The organism is Parasphingorhabdus flavimaris (assembly GCF_013371215.1).
Taxonomy (GTDB): Bacteria; Pseudomonadota; Alphaproteobacteria; order Sphingomonadales; family Sphingomonadaceae; genus Parasphingorhabdus; species Parasphingorhabdus flavimaris.
Window position 1 is genome coordinate 584,137 of record NZ_JABWMH010000002.1, and the last position, 25,437, is coordinate 609,573.

26 protein-coding genes, 1 tRNA gene and 1 other RNA gene are annotated in these 25,437 nt (G+C 57.7%); 17 read left to right on the top strand and 11 right to left on the bottom strand.

Features of this window, described 5'->3' with window-relative positions:
- Positions 1-12: 12 nt before the first annotated feature.
- On the bottom strand, positions 13-948 hold the full coding sequence (gene miaA, locus HUO14_RS07485) for a tRNA (adenosine(37)-N6)-dimethylallyltransferase MiaA (RefSeq protein ID WP_176279231.1): 936 nt from the start codon (positions 946-948) through the stop codon (positions 13-15).
- On the opposite strand from miaA, the gene serB reads away from it, so the two are divergent.
- Entirely contained in the window at positions 941-1,822 is an 882-nt protein-coding gene (gene serB / locus HUO14_RS07490; RefSeq protein WP_176279232.1) for a phosphoserine phosphatase SerB, read from the top strand. The genes miaA and serB overlap by 8 nt on opposite strands.
- Before the next feature lie 7 nt (positions 1,823-1,829).
- Here serB and HUO14_RS07495 read toward each other — a convergent pair whose 3' ends face one another.
- Positions 1,830-2,846 carry an SPOR domain-containing protein gene (locus HUO14_RS07495; protein ID WP_176279233.1) on the bottom strand — a complete coding sequence of 339 codons (1,017 nt, stop codon included), beginning with the start codon at positions 2,844-2,846 and terminating at the stop codon, positions 1,830-1,832.
- On the opposite strand from HUO14_RS07495, the gene HUO14_RS07500 reads away from it, so the two are divergent.
- From HUO14_RS07500 to HUO14_RS07515, 4 genes are read left to right on the top strand one after another with little or no spacing between them, the layout of a single operon-like run.
- Positions 2,845-3,096 carry a hypothetical protein gene (locus tag HUO14_RS07500; RefSeq protein WP_176279234.1) on the top strand — a complete coding sequence of 84 codons (252 nt, stop codon included), beginning with the start codon at positions 2,845-2,847 and terminating at the stop codon, positions 3,094-3,096. The two genes, HUO14_RS07495 and HUO14_RS07500, sit on opposite strands and share 2 nt — an antisense overlap.
- A 10-nt stretch (positions 3,097-3,106) precedes the next feature.
- Positions 3,107-3,829, top strand: a complete 723-nt coding sequence (locus HUO14_RS07505; RefSeq protein ID WP_176279235.1) for an AAA family ATPase — start codon at positions 3,107-3,109, stop codon at positions 3,827-3,829.
- 17 nt (positions 3,830-3,846) lie between these two features.
- Positions 3,847-4,503: a hypothetical protein gene (locus tag HUO14_RS07510; RefSeq protein WP_176279236.1), complete on the top strand. Its 657-nt coding sequence runs from the start codon at positions 3,847-3,849 to the stop codon at positions 4,501-4,503.
- 58 nt (positions 4,504-4,561) lie between these two features.
- Positions 4,562-5,992: an SPOR domain-containing protein gene (locus HUO14_RS07515; protein WP_176279237.1), complete on the top strand. Its 1,431-nt coding sequence runs from the start codon at positions 4,562-4,564 to the stop codon at positions 5,990-5,992.
- A 38-nt stretch (positions 5,993-6,030) separates the two neighbouring features.
- On the opposite strand, the gene HUO14_RS07520 is transcribed toward HUO14_RS07515, so the two are convergent.
- From HUO14_RS07520 to HUO14_RS07535, 4 genes are read right to left on the bottom strand one after another with little or no spacing between them, the layout of a single operon-like run.
- On the bottom strand, positions 6,031-7,251 hold the full coding sequence (locus HUO14_RS07520) for a dihydroorotase (RefSeq protein ID WP_176279238.1): 1,221 nt from the start codon (positions 7,249-7,251) through the stop codon (positions 6,031-6,033).
- A complete protein-coding gene (locus HUO14_RS07525) occupies positions 7,248-8,240 on the bottom strand; it encodes an aspartate carbamoyltransferase catalytic subunit (RefSeq protein WP_176279239.1) in 993 nt (330 codons plus the stop codon). The genes HUO14_RS07520 and HUO14_RS07525 overlap by 4 nt, the downstream gene beginning before the upstream one ends.
- Before the next feature lie 22 nt (positions 8,241-8,262).
- The gene (gene ruvX / locus HUO14_RS07530) at positions 8,263-8,727 is read right to left on the bottom strand and encodes a Holliday junction resolvase RuvX (protein ID WP_176279535.1); all 465 of its coding nucleotides are present in this window, start codon (positions 8,725-8,727) and stop codon (positions 8,263-8,265) included.
- Entirely contained in the window at positions 8,724-9,848 is a 1,125-nt protein-coding gene (locus tag HUO14_RS07535; RefSeq protein ID WP_176279240.1) for a DUF3089 domain-containing protein, read from the bottom strand. The genes ruvX and HUO14_RS07535 overlap by 4 nt, the downstream gene beginning before the upstream one ends.
- 128 nt (positions 9,849-9,976) lie before the next feature.
- On the opposite strand from HUO14_RS07535, the gene gatC reads away from it, so the two are divergent.
- The 5 genes from gatC (at position 9,977) to tig (ending at position 15,016) form a co-directional block, all read left to right on the top strand.
- Positions 9,977-10,264: an Asp-tRNA(Asn)/Glu-tRNA(Gln) amidotransferase subunit GatC gene (gatC, locus tag HUO14_RS07540; RefSeq protein ID WP_176279241.1), complete on the top strand. Its 288-nt coding sequence runs from the start codon at positions 9,977-9,979 to the stop codon at positions 10,262-10,264.
- On the top strand, positions 10,264-11,748 hold the full coding sequence (gene gatA, locus HUO14_RS07545) for an Asp-tRNA(Asn)/Glu-tRNA(Gln) amidotransferase subunit GatA (RefSeq protein WP_176279242.1): 1,485 nt from the start codon (positions 10,264-10,266) through the stop codon (positions 11,746-11,748). The genes gatC and gatA overlap by 1 nt, the downstream gene beginning before the upstream one ends.
- A gap of 2 nt (positions 11,749-11,750) precedes the next feature.
- Entirely contained in the window at positions 11,751-13,238 is a 1,488-nt protein-coding gene (gene gatB / locus HUO14_RS07550) for an Asp-tRNA(Asn)/Glu-tRNA(Gln) amidotransferase subunit GatB (RefSeq protein ID WP_176279243.1), read from the top strand.
- Between the two features lie 91 nt (positions 13,239-13,329).
- A tRNA-Leu gene (locus HUO14_RS07555) sits at positions 13,330-13,414 on the top strand.
- 57 nt (positions 13,415-13,471) lie between these two features.
- Entirely contained in the window at positions 13,472-15,016 is a 1,545-nt protein-coding gene (gene tig / locus HUO14_RS07560; protein WP_176279244.1) for a trigger factor, read from the top strand.
- Positions 15,017-15,124: 108 nt separating this feature from the next.
- Here the strand turns inward: tig and HUO14_RS07565 are convergent, their stop codons facing one another.
- Positions 15,125-15,748: an ATP-dependent Clp protease proteolytic subunit gene (locus HUO14_RS07565; RefSeq protein WP_176279245.1), complete on the bottom strand. Its 624-nt coding sequence runs from the start codon at positions 15,746-15,748 to the stop codon at positions 15,125-15,127.
- Between the two features lie 222 nt (positions 15,749-15,970).
- Here HUO14_RS07565 and HUO14_RS07570 point away from each other — a divergent pair, with 222 nt between their 5' ends.
- Positions 15,971-16,594, top strand: a complete 624-nt coding sequence (locus HUO14_RS07570) for an ATP-dependent Clp protease proteolytic subunit (protein WP_176279246.1) — start codon at positions 15,971-15,973, stop codon at positions 16,592-16,594.
- Between the two features lie 138 nt (positions 16,595-16,732).
- Complete coding sequence (gene clpX / locus HUO14_RS07575; protein WP_176279247.1) at positions 16,733-18,004, top strand: ATP-dependent Clp protease ATP-binding subunit ClpX; 1,272 nt, start codon at positions 16,733-16,735, stop codon at positions 18,002-18,004.
- Between the two features lie 5 nt (positions 18,005-18,009).
- Here the strand turns inward: clpX and HUO14_RS07580 are convergent, their stop codons facing one another.
- The 4 genes from HUO14_RS07580 to HUO14_RS07595 all read right to left on the bottom strand — a co-directional run bounded on the left by HUO14_RS07580 (position 18,010) and on the right by HUO14_RS07595 (position 21,529).
- Complete coding sequence (locus HUO14_RS07580) at positions 18,010-18,762, bottom strand: SDR family oxidoreductase (protein ID WP_176279248.1); 753 nt, start codon at positions 18,760-18,762, stop codon at positions 18,010-18,012.
- Positions 18,763-18,836: 74 nt separating this feature from the next.
- Positions 18,837-19,502, bottom strand: coding sequence for a monofunctional biosynthetic peptidoglycan transglycosylase (gene mtgA, locus HUO14_RS07585; RefSeq protein ID WP_176279249.1), 666 nt, complete (start codon positions 19,500-19,502; stop codon positions 18,837-18,839).
- Positions 19,503-19,587: 85 nt separating this feature from the next.
- Complete coding sequence (rpoH, locus tag HUO14_RS07590) at positions 19,588-20,499, bottom strand: RNA polymerase sigma factor RpoH (RefSeq protein WP_176279250.1); 912 nt, start codon at positions 20,497-20,499, stop codon at positions 19,588-19,590.
- A 76-nt stretch (positions 20,500-20,575) separates the two neighbouring features.
- Complete coding sequence (locus HUO14_RS07595) at positions 20,576-21,529, bottom strand: RluA family pseudouridine synthase (protein ID WP_176279536.1); 954 nt, start codon at positions 21,527-21,529, stop codon at positions 20,576-20,578.
- A gap of 40 nt (positions 21,530-21,569) precedes the next feature.
- Between HUO14_RS07595 and HUO14_RS07600 the strand changes: the two genes are divergently transcribed.
- From HUO14_RS07600 to HUO14_RS07620, 5 genes are all read left to right on the top strand, one after another.
- The gene (locus HUO14_RS07600) at positions 21,570-21,977 is read left to right on the top strand and encodes a M67 family metallopeptidase (protein ID WP_246255355.1); all 408 of its coding nucleotides are present in this window, start codon (positions 21,570-21,572) and stop codon (positions 21,975-21,977) included.
- A gap of 26 nt (positions 21,978-22,003) precedes the next feature.
- A complete protein-coding gene (locus HUO14_RS07605; protein WP_176279252.1) occupies positions 22,004-22,645 on the top strand; it encodes a histidine phosphotransferase family protein in 642 nt (213 codons plus the stop codon).
- Between the two features lie 21 nt (positions 22,646-22,666).
- Positions 22,667-23,359, top strand: a complete 693-nt coding sequence (locus HUO14_RS07610; RefSeq protein WP_176279253.1) for an N-acetylmuramoyl-L-alanine amidase — start codon at positions 22,667-22,669, stop codon at positions 23,357-23,359.
- Between the two features lie 6 nt (positions 23,360-23,365).
- An RNA gene (gene rnpB, locus HUO14_RS07615) (RNase P RNA component class A) lies at positions 23,366-23,735 on the top strand.
- 47 nt (positions 23,736-23,782) lie between these two features.
- Positions 23,783-25,414 carry a caspase family protein gene (locus HUO14_RS07620; RefSeq protein WP_176279254.1) on the top strand — a complete coding sequence of 544 codons (1,632 nt, stop codon included), beginning with the start codon at positions 23,783-23,785 and terminating at the stop codon, positions 25,412-25,414.
- The last annotated feature ends 23 nt before the right edge of the window (positions 25,415-25,437 follow it).

Below are 25,437 nucleotides of genomic sequence, written 5' to 3' on the forward strand. Positions count from 1 at the left end.
TTATGTCAAGGGCTAATTACGTAATAAAGTTTCAATTATGTCGTCAAAATGATTATTTAATGGCTCTTCAATCCTCGGCCATTCAGCCGGACACTGGTTGCGAAACCAGGTATATTGGCGTTTGGCATATTGCCGGGTGGCCGCCTGGGCGCGCTCAACCGCGGTTTCTTCCGTCAGATCCCCGGTCAGCCACCCGCTGATATCAGGGACGCCGATCGCCCGCATCACCGGTTGCTCCGCCGGCAGGTTGCGAGACAGAAGCGTTTCCACCTCTTCGGCCGCTCCCTCTTCGATCATCTGGTGCAAACGCAGGTCGCAGCGTTGATACAGCCATTCGCGCGGCGGCAACAGAATCAGCGGGTGCAGTCTGATCTCGCCGGCTATCCCGCCGGTCTTTTGCTGGTGCCAGTGATCGAGCGGCTTGCCGGTCGAGCGGACCACTTCCAGTGCTCGCTGGATACGGGTGGTGTCGGTTGGATGCAGTCTTGAGGCTGACACGGGGTCGAGCTCCGCGAGCGCTCGATATGCTTCCAATAGTTCCATTTTTCTGATCGTGGCACGGATTTCAGGAACGATTTCGGGAATCGGCGCAATGCCGTCGAGCAAGACCCGGACGTACATCCCTGTGCCGCCCACCAGTATCGGCAGTCTGTCACGATCATGGGCTGCCGCAATTGCCGTCTTGGCGTCATCGGCCCAGCGCGCTGCGGAACAGGCTTCGCTGCCGTCGATATAGCCGAACAGCTGATGCTCGATCCCGTCCATTTCATCGTCGCTGGGTCGAGCGCTCAAGATCCTGAGGTCACGATAAACCTGCGCGCTGTCGGCATTGATGATCACCGAGGGTTGCTTTTTGGCAATCTCCAATGCCAAGGCGGATTTGCCGCTGGCCGTCGGTCCGACGATCAGCGCGACATTCTTGTCCAGTTTCGGAGAAATCATGTTCATCGCAACGCTCATAGCAAAAGAATCCCTCAATGAGAGAGATATTCAGTCGGCGATTGCCAGCCTCGCTGTGGTTGATGCCACAATCATCCGGCAGTCGGAGTTGATCGACGGGCGGGTGGTGGACATATTCTTCCAGGGGGACCCGGTTGCGGCGCGCGTGAAGCTCGAAACAATCGGGGGCGATATAGATATCGCTGTACAGCCCGAAGCCAATCGCCTCAAAAAACTGCTGATTTCCGATATGGACAGCACGATGATCACCGTCGAATGTATCGACGAGCTGGCAGATTATGCCGGCATCAAGTCGGAGATCGCGGAAATCACCGAACGGGCGATGCAGGGAGAGCTTGATTTTGAGGAAGCGTTGCGGGGCAGGGTGGCGCTGCTCGAGGGGCTGCAGACCACTGCGATCCAGCAATGTCTCGACGAACGGGTGAAAATCATGCCGGGGGCCGAAATCCTGGTGCGGACGATGGCAAAGCGTGAAGCCACGACGATATTGGTATCAGGGGGCTTCACCAAATTTGCCAGTCCCGTTGCGCAAGCGATTGGATTTGGATCCTTCCATGCCAATATATTGGGCGAGGCGGGCGGCCAACTGACCGGCGGCCTTGAGGGACAGATTGTCGATTCGGCGCGCAAGGTCGCAGTGCTTGAAAGCGCTGCCCAAGTAGCCAGCCTGCCGCTGGAACAATGTATCGCGGTCGGCGATGGCGCCAATGATATCCCGATGCTCGAACGGGCTGGGCTCGGAATAGCCTATCATGCAAAGCCGAAGGCGGCGCAGGCGGCAGATGTGGCCATCAAATATAATGACCTGTCGGCGCTTCTATATATCCAGGGTATCGCGGTTGACCAGTGGGTCATCGGATAACCGGATATTAGGGACGCTTTGCAAGACAGTCATTGCCGGACGCTTTGACATTGTTGCACATCGCTTCGGCCTGCGCGCGGGTCGCAAAAGGCCCTGCCTGTAATCGCGTGAACTCGCCGGCCCTGACCAGATAGGGCTGCAGCCCGGCGAGAGCCGAAACGCTGCTTTCCAGTCTGGTCCAAAGATTCTTGGCCTTGTCCTCGTCGCTGAACGCTCCCAGTTGCACCCGCCAGTCGCCGGCAGCAGCTGCGCGAACCGGTGCTGCCGCTGCCGCCGGCGCTGCTGGTAGCGGAGCGGAGGCCGGCGCATAGGTGACGCCGGGCGTGATCGGGCCAGGTGCCGGTGCAGGATCGGGCATTGCAGGACGCGAGGGCGGCAATTGCGCGGTTTGGACCGCACCGCTTGACTGTACAGGTCGCAGGCCACCGATTTGCGCCGTCCTGACCCGCTGCTCGCTCTGCTCCATCTGTCCAGCCAGTTGAACCGCCCGCTGCCGGTCTTCGATCGGGATGAAGCGATCCATTTCCGCCAGATTGGATGTTGCCGCGCTGAGACCCTGCGCTGAGGAACGGGTCATCAGAGCATAAGCCTTGACCCAGTCCTTGGCGACAAAGTCCCCGTTGAAATGGCCGGTACCCAGAACATATTGGGCGCGTTTTTCGCCCCGATCGGCTGATGCCTGCAGATATGGCAGGGCCTCGCTCCGGCGATTGTTCTGGAACAGCAGCAGGCCGTAATTGTCATTGGCTTGCAGATGGCCCTGATCGGCGGCCATCTTGTACCATTTCTCCGCTTGCCCCAGATCTTTGGGAACGCCATTGCCCAGCTTATAGGCCTGGCCAAGATTGAATTGCGCATCGGCATCGCCGGCATCAGCCGGACCGCGCCATTCCTTGATCGCCGTTGCATAATCGCCCCGGCCCCACGCATCCACGCCTGCCTTTACATCGGCCAGAGCGGGTGCCGACACCAGAATGAGCGCCATGCCAAGCAATCGGGTAATCGGTCGAGTGGCTTTTTTCATGGTCTATTCCTCGGTCATCAAAGATCAATGTCGGCGGATTATTCTCCGTTCGGGCAGTGCTAAACCGCCGAGACTCTTGAAGTCTAGCAAAAACTGGCAGGCCAGTTCAGCAATTCGCGGCGGAGGCAATGTAAATTTATTTTTACAAAATCAAATTCGTCGTCAGCTTGTTAACCCTATTTTAGCCCTGCTCTGTCACAAAAGCATCCGGTTAGAGGTTTTTGGGCAAATTCTGCCCGTGATGGAATAAGGGGAAGAGCGTGCGAGTTCTAGCAATGGCTTCGCAAAAAGGCGGCTCCGGCAAAACTACTTTGTCGGGTCATCTGGCTGTACAGGCACAACTGGCCGGGGCTGGCCCCGTTGTATTGATCGATATCGATCCGCAGGGTTCATTGGCTGATTGGTGGAACGAACGGGAAGCCGATTTGCCGGCCTTCGCGCAAACCACCGTATCCCGGCTTGCCTCGGATCTGGCGATATTGCGCCAACAGGGGTTCAAGCTGGCGGTCATCGACACGCCTCCGGCCATTACCATGGCGATCCAGAGCGTGATTTCCGTCGCGGAACTCATTGTCATCCCGACCCGTCCCAGTCCGCATGATCTCCGCGCAGTTGGCGCGACCGTTGATCTGTGTGAACGGGCCGGCAAGCCGCTGCTCTTTGTGGTCAACGGCGCGACACCGAAAGCCAAGATTACTTCCGAAGCGGCAGTTGCTCTCTCGCAACATGGAACCGTCGCTCCGATCACCATCCATCACCGCACCGATTTTGCCGGTTCGATGATCGATGGCCGTACAGTCATGGAAGTCGATCCAAAAGGACGATCCGCGCAGGAAGTCATCCATCTCTGGGATTATATTTCCGACCGTCTGGAGAAGAATTTCCGCCGGACCATCTTCAGCGCGCCCGCGATGGCGCAAAATGTCAATCCCGGCGTCCAACGCCCAGGCGGCAATTTTGGCCGCAGAGTGGTTGGTTCGTGATGGCAGAGGCCGAGAAAATGAGAGATCCAAAACCACAAGCATCTCTTTCGTCCACCTTGCTGGCACGAAAAGGCGGTGCGAAGCCGGCGATGCGTCGTCAGGGACTGACGAGCTTTCCCGATCATTCATCCGATCAGCATAGCGATGTGCATGAGGATCTTGGCTGGAATGACATGGGATATGATGTTGACCCCGATCACGAGGCGCATCCGGTCGAACATATTCACCATAATCCTTTGGCCGGTGCGATTCCGAATCCCGGTTCCGTCGTCAGGCATCAGCAGGAAGAAATTGCTGCCAAGCTGGGGAACAAGACAGTTGACGAACCAGCGGTGAAGAAAGCCGAACCGGAACCCGTTGCTGCTCCGGTGCCCCTGTCGATTTCCCGCGAAGTTCAGCCACTGGCTGAAGGTTCGGCGGTATTGGCGGCAGCCAGAAGCCAGAAGCGTCAACCGAAGAAATCCCGTCCGGCGACAAAATCCCGGACCCGTAACGCAAAGACGGCGTTCACGCTCCGCATGGACCCTGAACGGCATCTGAAATTGCGGTTGGCAACAGCGGTAAAAAACATCTCGGCGCAGCAATTGGTAACCAAAGCTGTGGACGAATATTTGAGGTCTATCCCCGAGTTGGATGGACTGGCCGAACGGATCCCGTCTCGAGGGGCTGCTTAAAACAGTTCTGGTCTGGATCCTGGACGACAACGACTGACTTTATTGCGAGGGCATAGAAATGAAACGCGATCTGATATTGAAAATGGCTGCTTCGTCCATGGTGTTTGCCACCGTGTTGACCGGTTGCGGCCCCTTTGGCGGCGGCTCGGTCGCATCCATGTCGAGCAAGCCGGCAACGGTCAAAGATGGCGCCAAATATGCCAAGAAGGCTGAAAAGGCGATGGCCAAAGGCGAAATCGAAAAAGCGATTGCCTATGCCGAGCGTTCGGTAGCCGGTGTTGGCACCAATGCGGAAACCCGCGCTCTTCTCGGTCAGGCTTATTTGGCCGCGGGTCGTCTGGCTTCTGCGGAACGCAGTTTCCAGGACGCCATGGAACTCGGTAAAACCGATGCCCGTACGATCCTCAGCCTGAGCCTCGCCCAGCTGGGTCAGGGCAAGGCGGATAAAGCGAAAACACTCGTCGTCAACAATCGCCAGCATATCCCGGCCGAAGATTATGGTCTCGCTCTGGCGCTGACCGGCGATAGCAAAACGGCCGTCGCGGTGCTTGAGCAGGCAATTCGCGAAGCCAATGTCACCGGACGAACCCGCCAGAACCTGGGCCTTGCCTATGCTCTGGACGGTCGCTGGCAGGAAGCCAAGTTGATGGCCCTTCAGGACGTGACTCCGTCGCAGGTCAGCAACCGGGTGATGCAGTGGGCCCAGATGGCCCGGCCCGGCGCTTATGAAACACGCGTTGCTGCGGTATTGAATGTAACCCCGGTCGCAAACGATCCGGGTCAGCCCGTTCGACTGGCTCTGCACCAGGCACAAGCACCGGTAGATGTCGCTGTTTCTGCCGAACAGGATTTTGAACGTGAAGTGGCGAGCTTTGATCGCAACAGCCCGCTGCCGGCGATCGGACCGGCACCGAGCGCCGACGATGATGTCGACTTCATGGCCAAGGAAAATAATGTCAAAGTGGCGAACGTTGCCATCCCGGCGAGCCAGGCAGCAGCCAAAGCTCCGCTGATCAGGGCCGATGCAAAACCGGCTCGGGTTGCGGCGACCAAATTCGTCGTAGAGCGCGACAAGCCGGTTGCATCGAAACCAGCGGCGTTCCAGACCGTTCCAGAGGCAAAGCCAGTGGTGCAAAAAGCTGCATTCCAGCCTGCCGCAAAGCCCCGAGCCTCTAGCACCGGGACCCATTTGGTCCAGCTGGGCGCCTTTTCATCGGCCGAGGGTGCCAAGCGCGCCTGGGGGATATTGTCCGCTCAGAACAGCGATCTCAAATCCTTTGAATATGCCAGCTCGCGGATCAACGTGAAGGGCAAGACGCTTTACCGTCTGGCCGCAATCGGCTTCGGTAACGCGCAAACCGCTGACGCCATGTGCAACGGTATCAAGGCCAAGGGCGGCAATTGCATCGTTCGCAATGCACCAGGCATCAACAGGGCGGCGCCAACCCGCATGGCCAGCAAGGCACCGAAGAAGCTGGCATCACGCTAGTTCTTCTACCATATTGAAAATGCAATAGAGGCGGCGAGCTAATAAGCTTTGCCGCCTTTATATATGGCGGTGACCCGGCCCTGGACGGGCAGGCCGCCAAATGGCGTATTGTCGGCTGCGGCGGCCATTTTGCGGGTATTGACCTGCCACGGGCTGTCTTCATCGACCAGGATGAAATCGGCTTCATAGCCCGCTTGCAACAGGCCCGCTTCCACACCAAGAATCCGCGCCGGATTGGCGGACAAAAGCTCGAACAGCCGGCCGATCGAGATCGTTCCGTCGCGCACCAGCGTCAGCGAGAGAGTGAGCAGGGTTTCCGCACCGGCCATTCCCGGCGCGGCTTCGGCATAAGGCAGTCTTTTATCCTCGGCGCCGCGCGGATCATGCCCGGAGGCGATGGCGTCGATCGTACCATCCTTCACCGCAGTGATGCATGCGAGCCGGTCGTCGTCGCTTCGCAACGGGGGAGAGAGGCGGGTAAACGTCCGGAAATCGTGGATCGCAATGTCCGAGAGAAGCAGATGGGCAGGGGTGATCCCGCAGGTAACCGGGAGATGCTCCGATTTCGCGGCCCGGATCAGATCCAGGCCGGCCTCGGTCGTAACCTGGCGAAAATGGACATGCGCGCCGGTCTCGCGGACCAGGGCTATGTCCCGGGCAATGGAGACCGCCTCCGCGGCGGCTGTGGCACTGGCGAGGCCCAACCGGGTTGCGGTTTCGCCATTGGTGGCGACGGCACTGCCGGTCAGTCCGGCATCCTCGCTGTGGACGATGAGCGGCAGGTCCAGCGACCGGCAATATTGCAGCAGTTTGAGCATCAGGCCACTGTCCGCGATCCACTGACGACCGGTGGCGACGGCGTTCGCGCCCGACCGTTTCATCAGTCCTATCTCTGCAAGCTGCTTGCCTGCGAGGCCCTTTGTTGCTGCTGCAATCGGATGGGACCAGAAGTCCGGTTTTCCGTCGACGGCATTATGCCTGATCATCGCCGGCAGATCGAGAACCGGAGACTGGTCGGGCATCAATGCAGCGCGGGTAATCCCGCCAAAATGGCAGGCCGGCTTGTCGATGGCGAAAACGCCAAGATCGACGATTCCCGGCGCCAATATCCTGCCTTTGCAATCGATCTGCTCGTCGGCTTCTCCGGCTGCAGCCGGTCCGACCGAGGCGATGCGGTCACCGTCCACGATCAGGGAGCCTTCAATGGGCTGAGCCTCGTTCGGCAAGATCAGGCGCGCATTGGTATAATGTTTTTTCATGACCAGCCCTCCACGCCGCGAGACTTGCGGGTCAAAATGTCGAGACAGGCCATCCGCACGGCAACCCCCATCTCGACCTGTTCGGTCACGGCAGAATGGTCGAGATCATCGGCCACATCGCTATCAATCTCGACGCCCCGGTTCATCGGCCCCGGGTGCATGACCAGCACGTCCTTGTTGGCGAGCATCAGCCGCTCGCGGGTCAGTCCGTAGAGATAATGATATTCGCGCGGGCTGGGGATGAAATCGCCATTCATCCGTTCGTTCTGCAGCCGCAGCATCATCACGACATCGCTGCCTTCCAGGGACCCGTCGAAATTGCTGAACACTTCCACATTGAACCGGTCCAATGCGGCGGGAAGCAGCGAAGGCGGTCCGCAAACCCTGACTTTCGCACCTAGCGTGGTCAGGCAGTAAATATTGGACCGTGCCACCCGGCTGTGCATCACATCGCCGCAAATGGTGACGGTCAGCCCGCTGATCTCGCCCTTGCGCCGCTGGATGGTCAGGGCGTCAAGCAGTGCCTGTGTCGGATGCTCGTGGCTGCCGTCACCCGCGTTGAGTACCGGACAGTCGACCTGGTCGGCGATCAGCTGCACCGCTCCGGAACTGCCGTGGCGGATGACAATCGCATCCGCCTTCATTGCGTTCAGCGTGACCGCGGTGTCGATCAGCGTCTCGCCCTTCTTGATGCTCGATTGCGCCGCGTGCATGTTGACGACATCCGCACCCATCCGTTTTCCGGCGATTTCAAAGGACAACAGGGTTCTGGTGCTATTCTCGAAAAAGGCGTTGATGACGGTCAGGCCGTCCAGCCTGTCCGCATGCTTGCTCGATTTCCGGTTGAGATCGACCCATTGCTTGGCCTCCTCGAGCAGAAATAATATCTCCCAGGGATGGAGCCCGGCGATACCCAATAGATGACGATGAGGAAAAGCATCCGATCCGGGTGGAAAGGTCTGCGACGATGCGGTTTTTTTCGATGTCATTAAAGCGGGTTCTATAGAGTCATCATGGCAGCGCGGCAAGCCTGTCGATGGCCCCTTGCAAAATATAGGCGGCCGCCATCTTGTCGACGACCTTGGCCCGCTTTTTCCGGCTGACATCAGAAGCAATCAGATCGCGCGTAACCGCTTGCGTGCTCCAGCGTTCGTCCCATAACAATATCGGCAGGCCCAGTGGTTTCAGATTTTGCGCAAAGGAGCGTGCGGCCTGAGTCTGCTGGCTCTGGCTGCCGTCGAGGTTGAGCGGCAGGCCGGCGACCAGTCCGACAATATTCTGTTCTGCAATGACCGTTTTGATGCGCTCCAGGTCCTTCGAAAATTTGCGGCGTTCGATCGTTTCTGCCGCCGTCGCGAAGGTCCAGTTTGAATCGCACAGGGCCATTCCCACCGTCTTCGTACCTATATCGAGCCCGAGCAGCCTGCCACCGTCGGGCAGTGCCTGGCTGAACGCCGCGACATCATCAGAGATCAGCGCGCCGGAAATGCTGTCATCCTCCGACGCGCATCAACCCGAAGATTGGCCCAGAAAAGGCTATAGTCATAAACGTGGTAATTGTTTCCGGGCAGGGCATAGGGACCGATTTCGGGCGGATCACCGATCAGCAGAAAGCCGCGCTCATCGCAGCGGGCAGGGACCGAACCAGCGAGCAGAGTCGCTTCGCTGAGATCGTCATTGGGAACCAGGGTTCCCAGATTGACATTTGCCGGAGCAGCCGAATCGACGTCGCCATTGATCGGATTGCTGCACAGCAGCTTGCTGTCCTTGCGTGGTTGGCCATTGAAACCGATCGTTCGGTCATAAACTCTGACGATCCGCTCATAATCGGCGGGTTCGGCAAAGCTTTGCCACGCCATGATGCAGCCCGTCTGGTCGGGCATTTCGCAAGCGTCCAGTCCCATTTCCGGGATATCCGTCTCGACCGAAACCGGCCAGCCGACGACATAGGCGGCGACTATGCGGCTGGCGAGCGGGGTTCCGGCAACCCGGTCCTTGAGCAAATTGGTCAGATGCAGGCTGCCCTGGCTATGCCCAGCCAAGATAATCGGCTGATCACTGGGGATTTCGGCGACAAAATAGTCAAACGCCGCCAGCACATCCTGATAGGCGGCATCCAGCGCCTGCTGGCCTTCCTTTTTCTCGGTCAGAAAGGCGCCCAGGGTCGCCTGCCGATAGCGGGGCGCCCATATTTCTCCGATAGCGTTGAAGGCGCTGGCCTGGCCGCGCAGGAAAATCCGCGCCCGGGCTTGCGATTCTGTGTCATCCAGCGGCGCGTTCCAGCGGTTGTTCTTCAGAAAGGACGTCGGGTGAAGGAAAAAGACTGCGGCTTTCTTCGCTTCCGGAAACGCTTCGTCACTGTCTTCATAGCCGGCCGGCAGCCAAAGGGCAGGGTTTCCCTTCACCAGTTCCGGACGCGCCAGCCACATGCCGGTATCGGCATAGACGTTGTTTTCCAGCACTTCCTGCGCCGTGAACTCAGTGTCGGGCACGAATGCCACTTCCATCAGCTCGTCGCCATAGACCTGAAAAACAAAGGCGCCGGCAAGCAGGAGGACGACCATGCTTGCGACGAAGTAGAGAAATTTACGGGCCAAAAGATACTCCAACCAATATGTGGGCGCTTCAATCCGCTTGAAGCCGCTCCGCGCCAGTGCTAGCGGCGCTCGGTACACAATATATATCCGCATTACCCGAAAAAAGATGAACTGAAAAAGAATGAGTCATGTCAATCGATAAGGAAACCGTCAAAAAGATCGCCAGCCTCTCGAGGATCGCGATCACCGAAGCCGAAGCGGATGCCTTCGTGCCTGAACTCAACCAGATATTGGGTTGGGTCGAGCAACTGGGCGAAGTGGATACATCGAAGGTCGAACCAATGACGGCGGTCATTCCGAACAAGCTGCGGCTGCGCGAGGATGTCGTCACAGACGGCGAGATTCGCGAAAAGATCTTGGCCAACGCGCCAATTGCCGAACATGGCTTTTTTGCCGTTCCGAAGGTGATCGAATAATGACCGCTATATATCAATTGGGTATCGCAGGCATCCGCAGCGGCATCGCCGATGGCGATTTCACCGCAAAGGAAGTTGCAGAGACCTTTATCGCACGGGTCAGAGCGGCAAAACCGCTGAACGCCTTCCTTGTCGAGACGCCGGAACACGCTCTGGCCGCTGCGGAAGCGACTGACAAGGCCAAGGCGGCTGGTGAAGATCTGGGCAAGATGGCCGGGGTTCCGATCGGCATGAAAGACCTGTTCTGCACCCAAGGCGTCGAGACCACCGCAGCCAGCGGCATTCTCAAGGGCTTTGTCCCGCAATATGAATCGACGGTTTCCGCCAATCTTTTCAAGGCCGGCGCCGGCATGCTCGGCAAGCTCAACCTCGACCAGTTCGCCATGGGCTCCTCGAACGAGACCAGCGCCTTCGGCAATGTCATCTCGCCATGGCGGCGCAATGACGGCGGCAATGCTGACCTCACTCCCGGCGGTTCGTCGGGCGGCAGCGCGACCGTCGTTTCCGGACGGATCGCGCCCGCAGCAACCGGCACCGACACCGGCGGATCGATTCGCCAGCCGGCGGCCTTCACCGGCATCACCGGTTTCAAACCGACCTATGGCCGCTGCTCGCGCTGGGGCACGATTGCCTTTGCAAGCTCGCTCGACCAGGCCGGACCGATGGCCCATGATGTCCGCGATTGCGCGATCATGCTCGAATCGATGGCCGGCTTCGATGCCAAGGATTCAACCTCGCTCGATTTGCCCGTCCCCGACTGGGAAGCGGCGCTCAATAGCAATCTCGCAGGCAAGAAAATCGGTATTCCCAAGGAATATCGGGTCGAGAATATGCCTGCCGATATCGACGCGCTCTGGCAGAAAGGCATCGAGATGCTGAAGGATGCCGGCGCGACCATCGTCGATGTCTCGCTGCCGCACACCAAATATGCGCTGCCCGCCTATTATATCATCGCTCCCGCCGAAGCATCGTCCAACCTCTCGCGCTATGATGGCGTGCGCTATGGTCTGCGCGACCTGCCGGACGGGGCAGGGCTGCAGGACATGTATGCCGCCACCCGCGAAGCCGGTTTCGGCGACGAGGTGAAGCGCCGGATCATGATCGGCACCTATGTGCTCAGCGCCGGCTATTATGACGCTTATTATACCCAGGCGCAGAAGGTCCGGACGCTGATTGCGCAGGATTTCGACAAGGCCTGGAACAGCTGCGACCTGCTGCTGACCCCGACCGCACCCAGCGCCGCCTTCGGCCTGGGCGAGAAAAGCGACGATCCCCTGGCCATGTATCTGAATGACGTGTTCACCGTGCCCAGCTCGCTGGCCGGACTGCCGGCAATGTCGGTGCCTGCCGGACTGGACGGCAAGGGCCTCCCGCTCGGGCTGCAGATCATCGGCAAGGCACTGGACGAACAGAGCGTGTTCAACGCAGGACTGGCAATCGAGGAACGCGCCGGCTTCGTCGCGAAACCGGAGCAGTGGTGGTAAAAATGACTGAATCAACATATCGTATCCAGGGCGGAACCGGCGAATGGGAGGTCGTGATCGGTCTCGAGGTCCACGCCCAGATCACATCCGAATCGAAGCTCTTTTCCGGGGCTTCCACCGAATTTGGCGCGGAGCCGAATACGCAGGTCAGCCTGGTCGACGCGGCCATGCCCGGCATGCTGCCGGTGCTCAACGGCGAATGCGTCCGTCAGGCGGTGCGCACCGGTCTCGCGATCAACGCCCAGATCAACAAATATTCGCGCTTTGACCGCAAGAATTATTTCTACGCCGATCTGCCGCAGGGCTACCAGATTTCCCAGCTCTACCATCCGATCGTCGGCGAGGGCGTGATCCAGATTTCGCTCGACGAGAAAGACCCGGATGCCCACGGCAAGGCGATCGGTGTCGAGCGCATCCATATCGAACAGGACGCCGGCAAGCTGATGCACGACCAGCATCCGACCATGTCCTATGTCGACCTCAACCGCTGCGGCGTCGCGCTGATGGAAATCGTCTCCAAGCCGGACATGACCTCGCCCAAGGAAGCGGCGGCCTATGTCCGCAAGCTGCGTTCGATCCTGCGCTATGTCGGGTCATGCGACGGCAATATGGAACAGGGCTCGATGCGCGCCGACGTCAATGTCAGTGTGCGCAAGCCGGGCGGCGAGCTCGGCACCCGCACCGAGACAAAGAATGTCAACTCGATGCGCTTCATCCAGGCGGTGATCGAATATGAGGCCCAGCGCCAGGTCGATCTGATTGAGGATGGCGGGGTAGTCGTGCAGGAAACCCGTCTGTTCGATCCCGACCGCAACGAAACCCGGTCGATGCGGTCCAAGGAAGACGCGCACGACTATCGCTATTTCCCCGATCCCGATCTGCTGCCGCTGGAACTGGAAGATGATTTCATCTTCGACTGCAAGGCGAGCCTGCCGGAACTGCCGGACGAAAAGCGCGCCCGCTACAAGAATGTTCTGGGTCTCAGCCCCTATAACGCGGCGGTTCTGACGGCCGAGCATGAAACGGCCCTGTGGTTCGAACAATTGCTCGAAACCACCGACCAGCCAGAAAAAATCGCGAGCAGCGCGGCCAACTGGGTAACCTCGGAACTGTTCGGCGCGCTCAACCGGCTCGGCGTCGGGATAGAGGATAGTCCGGTCTCCCCGGCGCAGGCCGCTGAATTGCTGGGTCTGGTTGCCGATGGCACGATTTCCGGCAAGATCGCCAAGCAGGTGTTCGAGATCATGCTCGAAAGTGGCGACGGCGCGAAGAAGATCGTCGAGGAACAGGGGCTCGTCCAGGAATCCGACACCGGTGCTATCGAGAAAGTCATCGCCGAAGTGATGGCGGCCAATGAAGACAAGGTCGCCCAATATCGCGACGGCAAGGACAAGCTGTTCGGTTTCTTTGTCGGTCAGACAATGAAGGCGATGCAGGGCAAGGCCAATCCGCAGGTGGTGAATGAACTGCTGAAGAAGATATTAGGTTAAATCCTTCGCAAAGCCCACTTGCCCTTGGCCCGCCTTTGGGCTAGGCGCGCGGGTCAATCGATCTTCGATAGAGTTTTGACGAACTATCTGTGCGGGCGTGGCGGAATTGGTAGACGCGCCAGATTTAGGTTCTGGTATCTTAGGGTGTGGGGGTTCGAGTCCCTTCGCCCGCACCAAAGTTAGTCGCAACATCTATCGAAAAACACCGAATATGAAGGCACCAAAGGATAGTCATGCAGATTGTTGAAACGCTGAACGAAGGTCTGAAACGGGCCTATGAAATCAAGATAACCGCGAAAGATATCGAGTCGCGGGTCGAAGCCGAGGTGCAGAAAATGGCGCCGCAGGTGAATATGCCCGGCTTCCGCAAAGGCAAGGTTCCGGCCAATCTTGTGCGCAAGATGCACAATGATGCCCTGATGCAGGACGCGCTTTCGAGCACGATCCAGGAAAGCATCGAGAAAACCATGACGGACAACAATCTCCGTCCGGCGATGCAGCCCAATGTCAATCTCGACGAAGGCTATGAGCCCGGCAAGGACGCGAACGTCAAGCTGGACCTCGAAATCCTGCCGGACGTCCCGACACCGGATGTCGAGGGCCTCAAGCTCGAACGCCTCCAGGTCGAAGCGGACAAGAAAACCGTTGATGAAGCCCTGCAGAAATTTGCAGAGAGCCAGAAACAGTTCGAAACCGCAGCCAAATCCTACAAGGCCCAGATCGGCGACCAATGCCTGATCGATTTCGAAGGCAAGGTAGACGGCATTCCGTTTGACGGCGGCAAGGGCGAAGGCATGGCGATCGAACTCGGCTCGGGCCGTTTGATCCCCGGCTTCGAAGACCAGCTGGTCGGCAAGAAAGCCAATGACGAAGTGCTCGTCAAGGTGACCTTCCCTGACGATTATAATGTCGAGGACCTGAAGGGCAAGGACGCGACATTCGATGTTGTCATCGGCGAAGTCCAGAAACCGAAGGCTGCCAAGGCCGACGACGAAATGGCCAAGTCCATGGGTCTCGAAGGCATCGATCAGCTGACGGAACTGCTCAAGGGGCAGATCGAGCAGGAACTGAACGGCCTGACCCGCACCCACATGAAGCGCAAGCTGCTCGACCAGCTCGCCGCCAGCCACGATTTCGAAGTGCCACCGGGCATGGTCGAAGCCGAGTTCAGCCAGATCTGGCAGCAGCTCGAGCAGGAAGCCGCTCAGGAAGAAGATCCGGAAGCCGCCCGCAAGGAAATGGAAGACGAGAAGGACGAATATCGCGATATCGCGGTCCGTCGTGTCCGTCTCGGATTGCTGCTCTCGGAAATCGGCCAGGCCAATGGCGTTGAAGTCAGCCAGCAGGAAATGGGCATGCTGATCCAGCAGGCAGCCCAGCAATATCGTCCGGAAGACCGTGATCGCTTCGTCCAGTATATCCAGCAGGACCAGATGGCTGCAGCCCAGCTTCGTGCACCGATGTACGAAGACAAGGTTGTCGACTTCCTGTTTGACAAGGCGGAAGTAACCGACCGCAAGGTAACGCGCGACGAGCTGGAAGCAGCGATCGAGGCCGAAGACGAGGCCGAAGCCAAGCCAGCTGCCAAGAAAAAGGCGCCGGCGAAGAAAGCCGCTGCGAAAAAACCTGCTGCAGAGAAGAAGCCTGCCGCAGAAAAAGCGCCAGCCAAGAAGGCCGCAGCAAAGAAGGCTCCGGCCAAGGCTGCAGCCGAAAAGGCGCCAGCCAAAAAGCCAGCGGCCAAGAAGCCTGCTGCGAAAAAGGCACCTGCCAAAAAGTAACGGATTTGGTTTGAGTTTAAAAAAAGCCGGGCAGGGCGAACCTGTCCGGCTTTTTTTATGCGCTGGTTACTGCCAGCTTCCGTCTGCGCCTTGCGGCGTTATCCGGCCTCAGATCGTGACTTCACTCGCCTTGTCGATCACCGTGCCGAGAATGCCATATTCCTTGGCCTCTTCGGTGCTCATCCAGTAATCGCGATCAATATCCTTGCGGATGCGTTCGACATCCTGGCCGGTTTCTTCCGCGATAATCTGCGCAAGCCGTTCGCGCATCTTCACGATTTCCTGCGCCTGGATTGCAATGTCCGACGCCTTGCCACCGGCGCCACCGGATGGCTGATGGATCAGGAACCGCGTATTGGGCAGGCAGAAACGACGCTCCTTGGGAACACCGAGGAAAATATGGGTGCCGGCGCTGGCTACCCAGCCGGTTCCGATCATCGCGACCGGCGAGCTGATATAGCGGACCAGATCGTGGATCGTGTCGCCCGATTCGACATGGCCGCCGGGGGAATTCAGGAAAATGCGGATGGGGTCATGATTGACATGGTCGAGATAGAGGAGCTGCGTCGCTACGCGTTCGGCCAGTTTCTGGTCAATGCCGCCGAAAATCATGATCGTGCGCGCTTCCAGAAATTTTGTCATCATGGCACCCGGCAGGCCGCCGGACTTGTTCTCGTCGTCATTGTCCTCATTGTTGAATGAGGGAAAGATTGGGCTGTTATTGGTTATCATTCTGGACTCCGCTAATAAATTTCGAGAAGCGCCGATCACGGAACGATCAGCGTTGCCTTGGAGAACATGTAGGGATAGCGTAGATGGTGCGCAATGATCGTCGTATCGGGGAGGTGTTTTTTCCGGATTGCAATCATTAGCAGCGAACATCGTTAAAGCCCTTGAACAATCCAGCTATAATCCCGATGTAGTGCCGAAGCCAAAAACAGGACGATTTACAAGATGCATGATCCGATTACAGACGCTCTAATCCCGATGGTTGTCGAACAGTCCAACCGCGGCGAGCGCAGTTTCGATATTTTTTCCCGGCTGCTGCGCGAACGCATCGTTTTCGTCACCGGTCCGGTCGAGGACGGAATGGCGTCGATTATCACGGCGCAGCTGCTTTTCCTGGAGTCGGAGAATCCCAAGAAGGATATCTATCTCTACATCAACTCGCCGGGCGGCGTCGTGACTGCCGGCATGGCGATCCACGATACCATGCAGTATATCCGCCCCCGCGTCGGTACGGTTTGCGTCGGGCAAGCGGCCTCTATGGGCAGCTTCCTGCTCGCAGCCGGTGAGCCCGGCATGCGGATGGCAACGACAAACGCCCGTATCATGGTGCATCAGCCTTCAGGCGGCGCCCAGGGCATGGCATCGGATATCGAAATCCAGGCCAAGGAAATTCTCCGCATCCGCTCCAGCATGAACAATCTCTATGCCAAATATACAGGCAAGCCCGTGGAAGAGATCGAAAAGGCGATGGATCGCGATACGTTCCTCGAGGCGGACGAAGCCAAGGCGTTCGGGATTGTCGACGAAGTCTACGACAAGCGTCCGGTGCCCTCAGAAGATGCTAAATAAGCGGTTAGCGCCGCTCTAAACGAAATTTAAGCACTATTTGATAGACTTGGCTTTGCGCCAGGAAAACCGTAAAAATAGCGGTGGCAATTTGGAATTTGACGGCTAGATTACAAGACTATCCGGTTTAAAGGACTTTTTATGACGAAATTGACGGGATCTGATTCGAAGAGCACGCTTTACTGCTCCTTCTGCGGCAAATCCCAGCATGAAGTCCGCAAGCTGATTGCGGGCCCCACGGTTTTCATCTGCGATGAATGCGTAGAATTATGCAATGACATCATCCGCGAGGAAACCAAGGGCACCGTAACCGGACGCAAGGACGGCGAAGTTCCGACGCCGCAGGAAATCTGCGACGTGCTGAACGATTATGTCATCGGGCAGAAACGCGCGAAACGCGTCCTGTCGGTCGCTGTCCATAATCATTATAAACGCCTCAACCACGCCGCCAAATCCGGCGATATCGAACTGGCGAAATCCAACATCCTGCTGGTCGGCCCTACCGGTTGCGGCAAGACCTTGTTGGCGCAGACGCTGGCGAAGACATTCGACGTGCCCTTCACCATGGCCGATGCGACGACATTGACCGAAGCCGGCTATGTCGGTGAAGACGTCGAGAACATCATTCTCAAGCTGCTCCAGGCGTCCGACTATAATGTCGAGAAGGCCCAGCGCGGCATCGTTTATATCGACGAAATCGACAAGATCAGCCGCAAGGCGGAAAATCCTTCGATCACCCGCGATGTGTCGGGTGAAGGCGTTCAGCAGGCCTTGCTGAAGTTGATGGAAGGCACGACCGCCAGCGTTCCACCGCAAGGCGGCCGCAAGCATCCACAGCAGGAATTCCTGCAGGTTGATACCACGAATATCCTGTTCATCTGCGGCGGCGCCTTTGCTGGTCTGGAAAAGATCATCGGTGACCGTCTTGAAGGAAAATCGATTGGTTTCGGCGCGCATGTCGCTGCTCCCGAAGAACGCCGGGTTGGCGAATTGCTGGCCCAGGGCGAGCCCGAGGATCTGTTGAAATTCGGTCTTATTCCCGAGTTTGTCGGTCGTTTGCCAGTGATCGCGACACTAGAGGATCTGGACGTCGATGCCCTGGTGACGATTCTCCAGGAACCGAAAAACGCGCTGGTGAAACAATATCGCAAATTGTTCGAACTGGAAGATGTCGGTTTGACCTTCACCGACGACGCACTGGTAGCCGTCGCCAACAAGGCGATCGAACGGAAAACCGGTGCTCGCGGCTTGCGCTCCATCGTTGAGAATATTCTGCTCGACACGATGTTCGATCTGCCCGATTTCGAAGGCGTGGACGAGATCGTGATCGACAAGGATGTCGTCGCCGGCACCAAAGATCCGGTGAAGGTAATCGCGAAAAGCAGCAAGGCGAAGAAGGAAGACGCGGCTTAAGTTCGCTAAACTTTTACCGCGGCGTTTCCTCCATCGGCCCACAGCGTCGAGCCGGACACAAAGCTGGACAGGTTGCTTAACAAGAACAAAGCGGCCTGAGCGATTTCATCGGGATTTGCGAGGCGCTTCATCGCGTGCAAGCTGGCCGCCCATTCTCTGTTGTCCGCATTTCCGGCCATTTTGGTGTGAGTTCCGCCGGGTATAAGGGCGGTTGATCGAATACCCTGGGTAGCATAATCGGCGGTAATTGATCGAACCAAGCCGAGAAGGCCTGACTTCGCCGTCGCATAGGCCCCCATCGTTGGGAGGCCTGTACTGACTCCGACAAAGCTACCTGTAAAGACAATCGAACCACCGCCGGATTCAATCATTGCTGGGATCTGGTTTTTGGCGGCAAGAAAAGCCCCGGTCAAATTGGTTGTCAGAACATTTTGGAATGTCTCGAGGCTGATCTCCGCCAGGGGCGATGTTGCACCGACGGTTCCGGCATTGTTGAACGCACCATCCAGTCGACCGAAGCTCTTCATTGCCCGGTCAACCGAATGTTCGTGGGTTTGTGGATCGCAAATGTCACCTGCACAAATGATCGCTTGTCCGCCATCATCGGTTACTTTTGCGGCCGTTTCTTGCAAGCCTGTCTCGTCGCGAGCAACCAAAACCAGATTTGCGCCTTGTTTTGCGAAGATCTCTGCAGCTGCGGCGCCTATCCCCGAACTGGCTCCGGAGATGATGATCGAGTGGTTCAATAACAAAGTCATGTTGGCCTCCTATTACAAGCGTCGGATAGCCATGCCGGGATCGAGTTTCTTCCCGAATCTTGCGCTCAAACAATTTAATTATAAATACAGCTGTCCAGCTTCTCGTTCTGCACCACATTGATCCGGGCTGCGATTATATTGCCATAGCGGCGGGTAAAGCCGCTGGCGCCGTTGACAGCGCGCTTCTTGGGCAAGGGCAGAGCAGCAGCAATGCGGGCGGCCTCGATGCGGGTAAGATCTTTGACGTCTTTCTTGAAATAGCGCTGGGCACCCGCCTGCACGCCATAGGTCCCGATCCCGGTCTCCGCCAGATTGAGATAGACCTCCATGATCCGTTTCTTGCTCCAGATCGTCTCTATCAAAAAGGTAAAATAGGCCTCCAGCCCCTTGCGGAAAAATCCGCCGCCCTGCCAGAGAAAGGCATTTTTGGCGGTCTGCTGGGATATGGTGGATCCACCTCTTATCCTGCCGCCCTGGGCATTGCGTTTGATCGCTTTCTGAATGGCCTCGGTGTCAAATCCGTCATGGCTGCAGAACTTGCCATCCTCGGCAGCGATAACCGCGCGCACCATGTTGGGGGAAATGTCGCTGAAGCTGGTCCAGTCCTTGGTGATGCCATTTTTATCCATGATCATCGTCGCCGTGACCGGGGGCGGGACGATGGCATAAATCCCGACCCACGCCAGTGTGATCAGAACGAAATATACCATCAATTTGAAAAGGAATTTAATCGGCCGCATCGCCGCAATCTAAATGCAAAACGCCCCGAAAACAAATCATGTTTCGGGGCGTCATGCGATTTGGTTCTGCAATCTTGGCAGAGTGTCAGGCCGCTGTGAGCAGCTTTTTCTCTCCGGCAATGCGAAGCATCGCTTTTTGCAGCTTCTCGAACGCCCGCACCTCGATCTGGCGGATGCGTTCGCGACTGACTTCATAGACCTTGCTCAGGTCCTCGAGCGTCTTGGGATCTTCCGACAAGCGGCGTTCGGCCAGGATATGCTGTTCGCGTTCGTTCAGCGAACCCATTGCCTCGGTCAGCATCTCGTGGCGGAAGTCGGCTTCCTGAGAGGCGGCAATCGCCTCATCGTGCAGCGGGCCGTCATCTTCGAGAATGTCCTGCCACTGGCCGCTATCGCCTTCTTCGGACGAAAGCGAGACGTTCAGCGATGCATCGCCGCCCATCGACATGCGGCGGTTCATATTGACCACTTCATGTTCGGCGACGCCGAGGTCGGTGGAAATCTTCTGCACGTCTTCTGGCGAGAGATCCCCGTCCTCGAACGCGTCGAGATTATTCTTCATCCGGCGCAGGTTGAAGAAAAGCTTCTTCTGCGCGGCGGTGGTCCCCATTTTGACGAGGCTCCAGCTGCGCAGCACATATTCCTGGATCGACGCGCGAATCCACCACATCGCGTATGTCGCGAGGCGGAAGCCGCGTTCAGGTTCGAATTTCTTGACGCCTTGCATCAGGCCGACATTGCCTTCGGAAATCAGGTCCGAAACAGGCAGGCCATAGCCGCGGAAACCCATCGCGATCTTGGCGACGAGCCGGAGATGCGACGTAACCAGCTGGGCCGCTGCTTCCTGATCCTTGTGTTCAGAATAGCGTTTCGCCAGCATATATTCTTGTTCTGGGGTCAATAACGGAAATTTACGAACTTCCGAGAGATACCGGTTCAGGCTCGCGTCCCCCCCTAAGGCAGGGATTTTTGCCGGAACATTGCTACCATTAGCCATTTTAGTTCCTTCTTATGTTATGCCGCCGGGCCTCATTAAGCACCCTTTGGTCAAATGCTGATATAAGGTGTATTCCTTATACGCGCAACTTCATGAATAGTTCCTGCATATCGTCCGGGAAATCGATAGAAAACATCAATTTTTCGTCCGTTATCGGGTGAACAAATCCAAGACTAGCAGCATGTAGCGCCTGACGTCCAAATTGAATATCTTTTCGCCGGGAAAGCAAAGATTTTCGACGAGTGCCATAGAGCGGATCACCAATCAAACTATGCCCGATATGGGTCATGTGGACCCGGACCTGATGGGTGCGGCCTGTTTCCAGCGTACATTCCACCAGAGCGGCCCCGTCAAGCATCTCCTTGACCGTATAATGAGTCATCGCCAGCTTGCCGCGGTCATCGCCGACAACCGCCATCTTCTTGCGATTGACATTGCTCCGGCCGATACTGCCCTCGATCGTCGCCGAAGCCGGATTGGGCCTGCCGTTGACGATTGCCAGATAGCGACGCTCGATATCATGTTTGGCGAACAGGGCGCTGAGACCCTGGTGCGCGGCGTCGGTCTTGGCCGCGACCATCAGTCCCGAAGTATCCTTGTCGATCCGGTGGACAATCCCGGGCCGGGAAACCCCGCCAATGCCTGACAACTGGCCCCGGCAATGGTGGAGCAGCGCATTGACCAGCGTCCCATCCGCATGGCCGGCTGCGGGATGGACGACCAGTCCTGCCGGTTTATTGATTATGATCAGATGTGTGTCTTCGAAAACCACGTCGAGCGGGATATCCTGCGCCAGCGCAGGCCCGGCAATCGGCTCGGGGATATTCAGCTCAAAAGCCTTGCCGTTCAGCTTCTTGGCCGACGGATCGGTGAATTTAACCCCGTCGATCAGCAGGTTTCCGCTCGAAATCAGCGCTTTGACCCGTTCGCGCGAGAGCCCCTCTACCGCTTCTGTCAAAGCCGCATCGAGACGCTGTTTCTTTTGAGAATCCGGTAATGTTCCGGATATTGTGGATTGCCCCTCGTTCATCGCGTAGATGTGGGCCATGCAAGTCTTTATATCAAGCGCCATGTTGGCGGATCTCCAGCTAATTGCCCTTGCTGGCGCGCCCAAGGAAATCTGCGGAATTCTCTTTGGTCGCGATGGCAGGGTGAGCGGCTATCGGGTGGCGCAAAATGTCGCGGACGATCCCCGCCGGCATTTCGAGATTGACCCCGCAACATTGATCGCCGCCGAGCGGGAGCAGCGGGAAGGGGGAGAACCCATTCTAGGCTATTATCATTCCCACCCCGCCGGAACGGTAAAGCCGTCAAGCACCGATGCACGATGCGCCGCGCCGGACGGCAGGGTCTGGCTCATTCTGAACGGCGAGGATGCCGCGGCATGGCATAGCGTCGATCCGGGGGAAATTTATGGCCGTTTTGTCGCGATGAAGCTTGATTGCGCGGATGCAAAAGGCCAAACAGCCGCGAAATAGTAACCATAGTTTGAAAGCGCGTTGATATGTCGAATAATGAAGTTGATCTGGCCGCTCTGCTGTGTTCGAAAATTTGCCATGATCTGCTCAGCCCGGTCGGAGCGATCAACAATGGCCTCGAACTGCTCGAAGACGAAAGCGATCCGGTCATGCGCGATCGCTGCATGGATCTGCTTGCCGACAGTGCCAGGGTATCGGCGGACAAGCTGAAATATTTCCGGCTCGCCTTCGGTGCTGCTGGCGGTTTTGGTGACGAAGTCGACCCGGCCGAGGCGCGCAACCTGATCGAGTCGCTGATCGGCGATTCGGGCAAGATCACGCTCGGTTGGGCGCTGCAGGCTGATGCCTTGCCGAAAAAGGCGATCAAGATTCTCCTCAACCTCGCTCTTATCGCCAAGGAAGCGCTGGTCAGAGGCGGCACTCTGGACGTCGGCGCGGAAAAAGGCGATCTGGGGATCGAAGTCGTCGTACGGGCCGAAGGCGTCAAGATCGCGCTGGACAGCGGTATCCGTGCCGCTCTCGACGGAACCATCGAGCAGATCGATCTCAGCGCCCGTACCGCCCCGGCCTGGATGACCCGCGAACTGGCGTTGCAAAATGGCGGGGATCTAAGAATTTCCCCGCCATCGCCGACAGAATTGCTTTTGGGTGCTATCGTCACCGCATGAGTTTGAAAGGGGAGGCCTCTCATGGACATCATATCGACGCCGTCTCCAAATTTTGACGAACGCAAACTGCCGGTCACCATTCTCGTGATGCATTATACCGGCATGAAGGACGCCGCTTCGGCGATAAACTGGCTCGCCAACCCCGAAGCGAAAGTCTCGGCCCATTATGTCGTCACCGAGGACGGCCAGATCGTCCAGATGGTCGATGAGGAAAAGCGCGCCTGGCACGCAGGGCGCGGCTACTGGCGCGGGATCACCGACGTAAACAGCGCCAGCATAGGCATCGAGATCGTCAATCCCGGCCATGAATGGGGCTATGTTCCGTTCCCCGAAGAGCAGATGGACGCGGTAACCCGGCTTGCCCACGCGATCGTGAAACGCCACGATATCACACCATCCAATGTCATCGGCCACAGCGACCTCGCCCCGGCTCGCAAGCAGGATCCGGGCGAGCTGTTTGACTGGGAAAGGCTGGCACGGCACGGCATCGCCCTGAAAAAGCCGTCCCTGAAGCTCGGCGACCCGCCGTGGTCGGACGGCGGCTTCATGCTCGCGCTGGAGCGTTTCGGCTATGATATCTCTGACCAGAGTGCCGCCGTCGTCGCCTTCCAGCGCCGTTTCCGGCCAAAGAACATCGACGGCGTGATCGACGGCGAATGCCGCTCGCTGCTTTTGTCTTTAATGTTGGACAGAGAGCGCGGAATCACTAAATAGGGCGCACCAGAGGGTCGGCCAGCCGTCCGCCGAAGCTTTAGCGGAGGTGGAAGGAAAGTCCGGGCTCCACGATTAAAAGGTGCCGGATAACGTCCGGCGGGGGCAACCCTAGGGAAAGTGCAACAGAAAGCAGGTCGCGACGACTTCGGTCACGTGACAATGAAAGGGTGCGGTAAGAGCGCACCGCGGGACTGGCAACAGGCCTGGCATGGTAAACCCCACCTGGAGCAAAACCAAATAGGGGCGGCATATGGCTTTTTCGGCTTGCTGCCCGGGTTGGTTGCTTGAGCCACGCAGCAATGCATGGCCTAGATGAATGGCTGGCTATTTCGCTTCGGCGGATGGACAGAACCCGGCTTACAGACCCTCTGGTATTTTCGATTTGATCGTTGAACGACGGACGATCAATGGTAGACTGATGGAATGAAAAAATTTCTGCTCAGCTGCCTTGTTCTCGTCGGTCTCTTCGGCCTCGTTCATCCGGCCGAGGCGAAATGCGTGGCGCCCCAGGGAGAGCGTGGGGTTGCCCTGCTCATTGGTATCAGCGCCTATGATGGTCTCAACTGGCCCGCATTGGCAAATGCGGTCAATGATATCGATCATGTCTGCGCAGCCTTTGCCAGTGCGGGGTTCGAAATCATTGATGTCCGCGACGCAAATATTGCGGAGTTGAACAGCGCGACCGAGCTGTTTGCAGCCAAGGCATCAAGGGCCGATAGTGCAGTGGTCTATTACGCGGGCCACGGCTTTGAATATAACGGCCGCAATTTCATGGTTCCGGTAGATGCTCCGGTCTTTGCTTCCAAGGACGAGCTGGATACCGAGTTTCTTCCGCTGGAGAAAATGCTGAAAGCGGCGTCAAAGGCGAAGAAGTTCAACCTGTTCTTCATGGACGCCTGCCGGACGCCCGATCCGATCGTACGCCTCAAGAACGAAAGCAGCGACGACCCTGACGGCAGTATTTCTCCAATGGGACTGCTCGAAATGACGCAGGGTGCGGTCTTCTATTCCACTGCCAAGGGCAAGCCCGCTCTGGATGCCGCTCCGGTCGATTCCAAAACCAGTCCCTTTGCCAAGGCGATCGCCAGCAAGCTGGCCATCCCCGGTCTGGAGCTATCCGATTATTTCAAGGTCGTATCGCGGGACGTTTATACAAATACCCGGGCCCTGGATCTGGGTCCGCAGCAACCTTTTCATTATGGCAGCTGGTTTGAAGATTTCTATCTCAACCTGCCAAAGGACCTGCCGGACGTTTCGGCAGCGGCTTCGCCGTCGGCGATCGATATCCCCATGGACCGTCTGGCTATCGAAGACGAGACGATATTGGTCGGCGAGGTTCTCGAAAATATCGGCGTCTCTGATTTGACCCGGCTCGCGGCCGCCGGTGATCCGCTTGCCCAATCGTTTTTGGGATATATGTACCATCTCGGCGTCGGGGTGCGGAAAGACCTGGACCAGGCAGAGCTCTGGTTGGAAAAATCAGCGGCCCAGGGCCATCCCGCAGGGCAGACCGAGCTGGCGTGGTATCTCCAGGAAAATGAGCCCGACAAGGCAAGCCGCACGCTGGAGCTATATCTGCTCGCCGCTGCTCAAGGATATGCCAAGGCGCAATCCCACCTCGGCTTCGCCTTGTGGGAGGGAAAATTCGGCATCACCGACAAAAAACGAGCGATCCAGCTGTTCAGCGCAGCATCGGATCGCGGGCATCCCTATGCAACCTATGCGCTGGGCATTTACGGAAAGCAGATCGATGAATCGATGCGAAAGCTCCGGATGCTGGCCAACGACGGAAATGTCGAGGGCAATAACTGGATATGCGAGCTGCAATATCAGCGCGGGCAGGCCGACAAGGTGGCCAAGGATTGTTCGCTTGCGGCGAGGGGCGGATATGCAGGTGCAAGAGCGATATGGGCGCAGCTTCATGATCAGGGGCAGGGCATTCCGAAATCGCCCAGCGAGGCGCGATATTGGGCCAGACTCGCGACCAGTCAGCCCGAACTCCGGCAGCGTCCGGATCTGGAACGCGCTACCGCAAATATATTGTCCCGCAACTAGCGCGTCGAAGAGGCTGGTAGTTA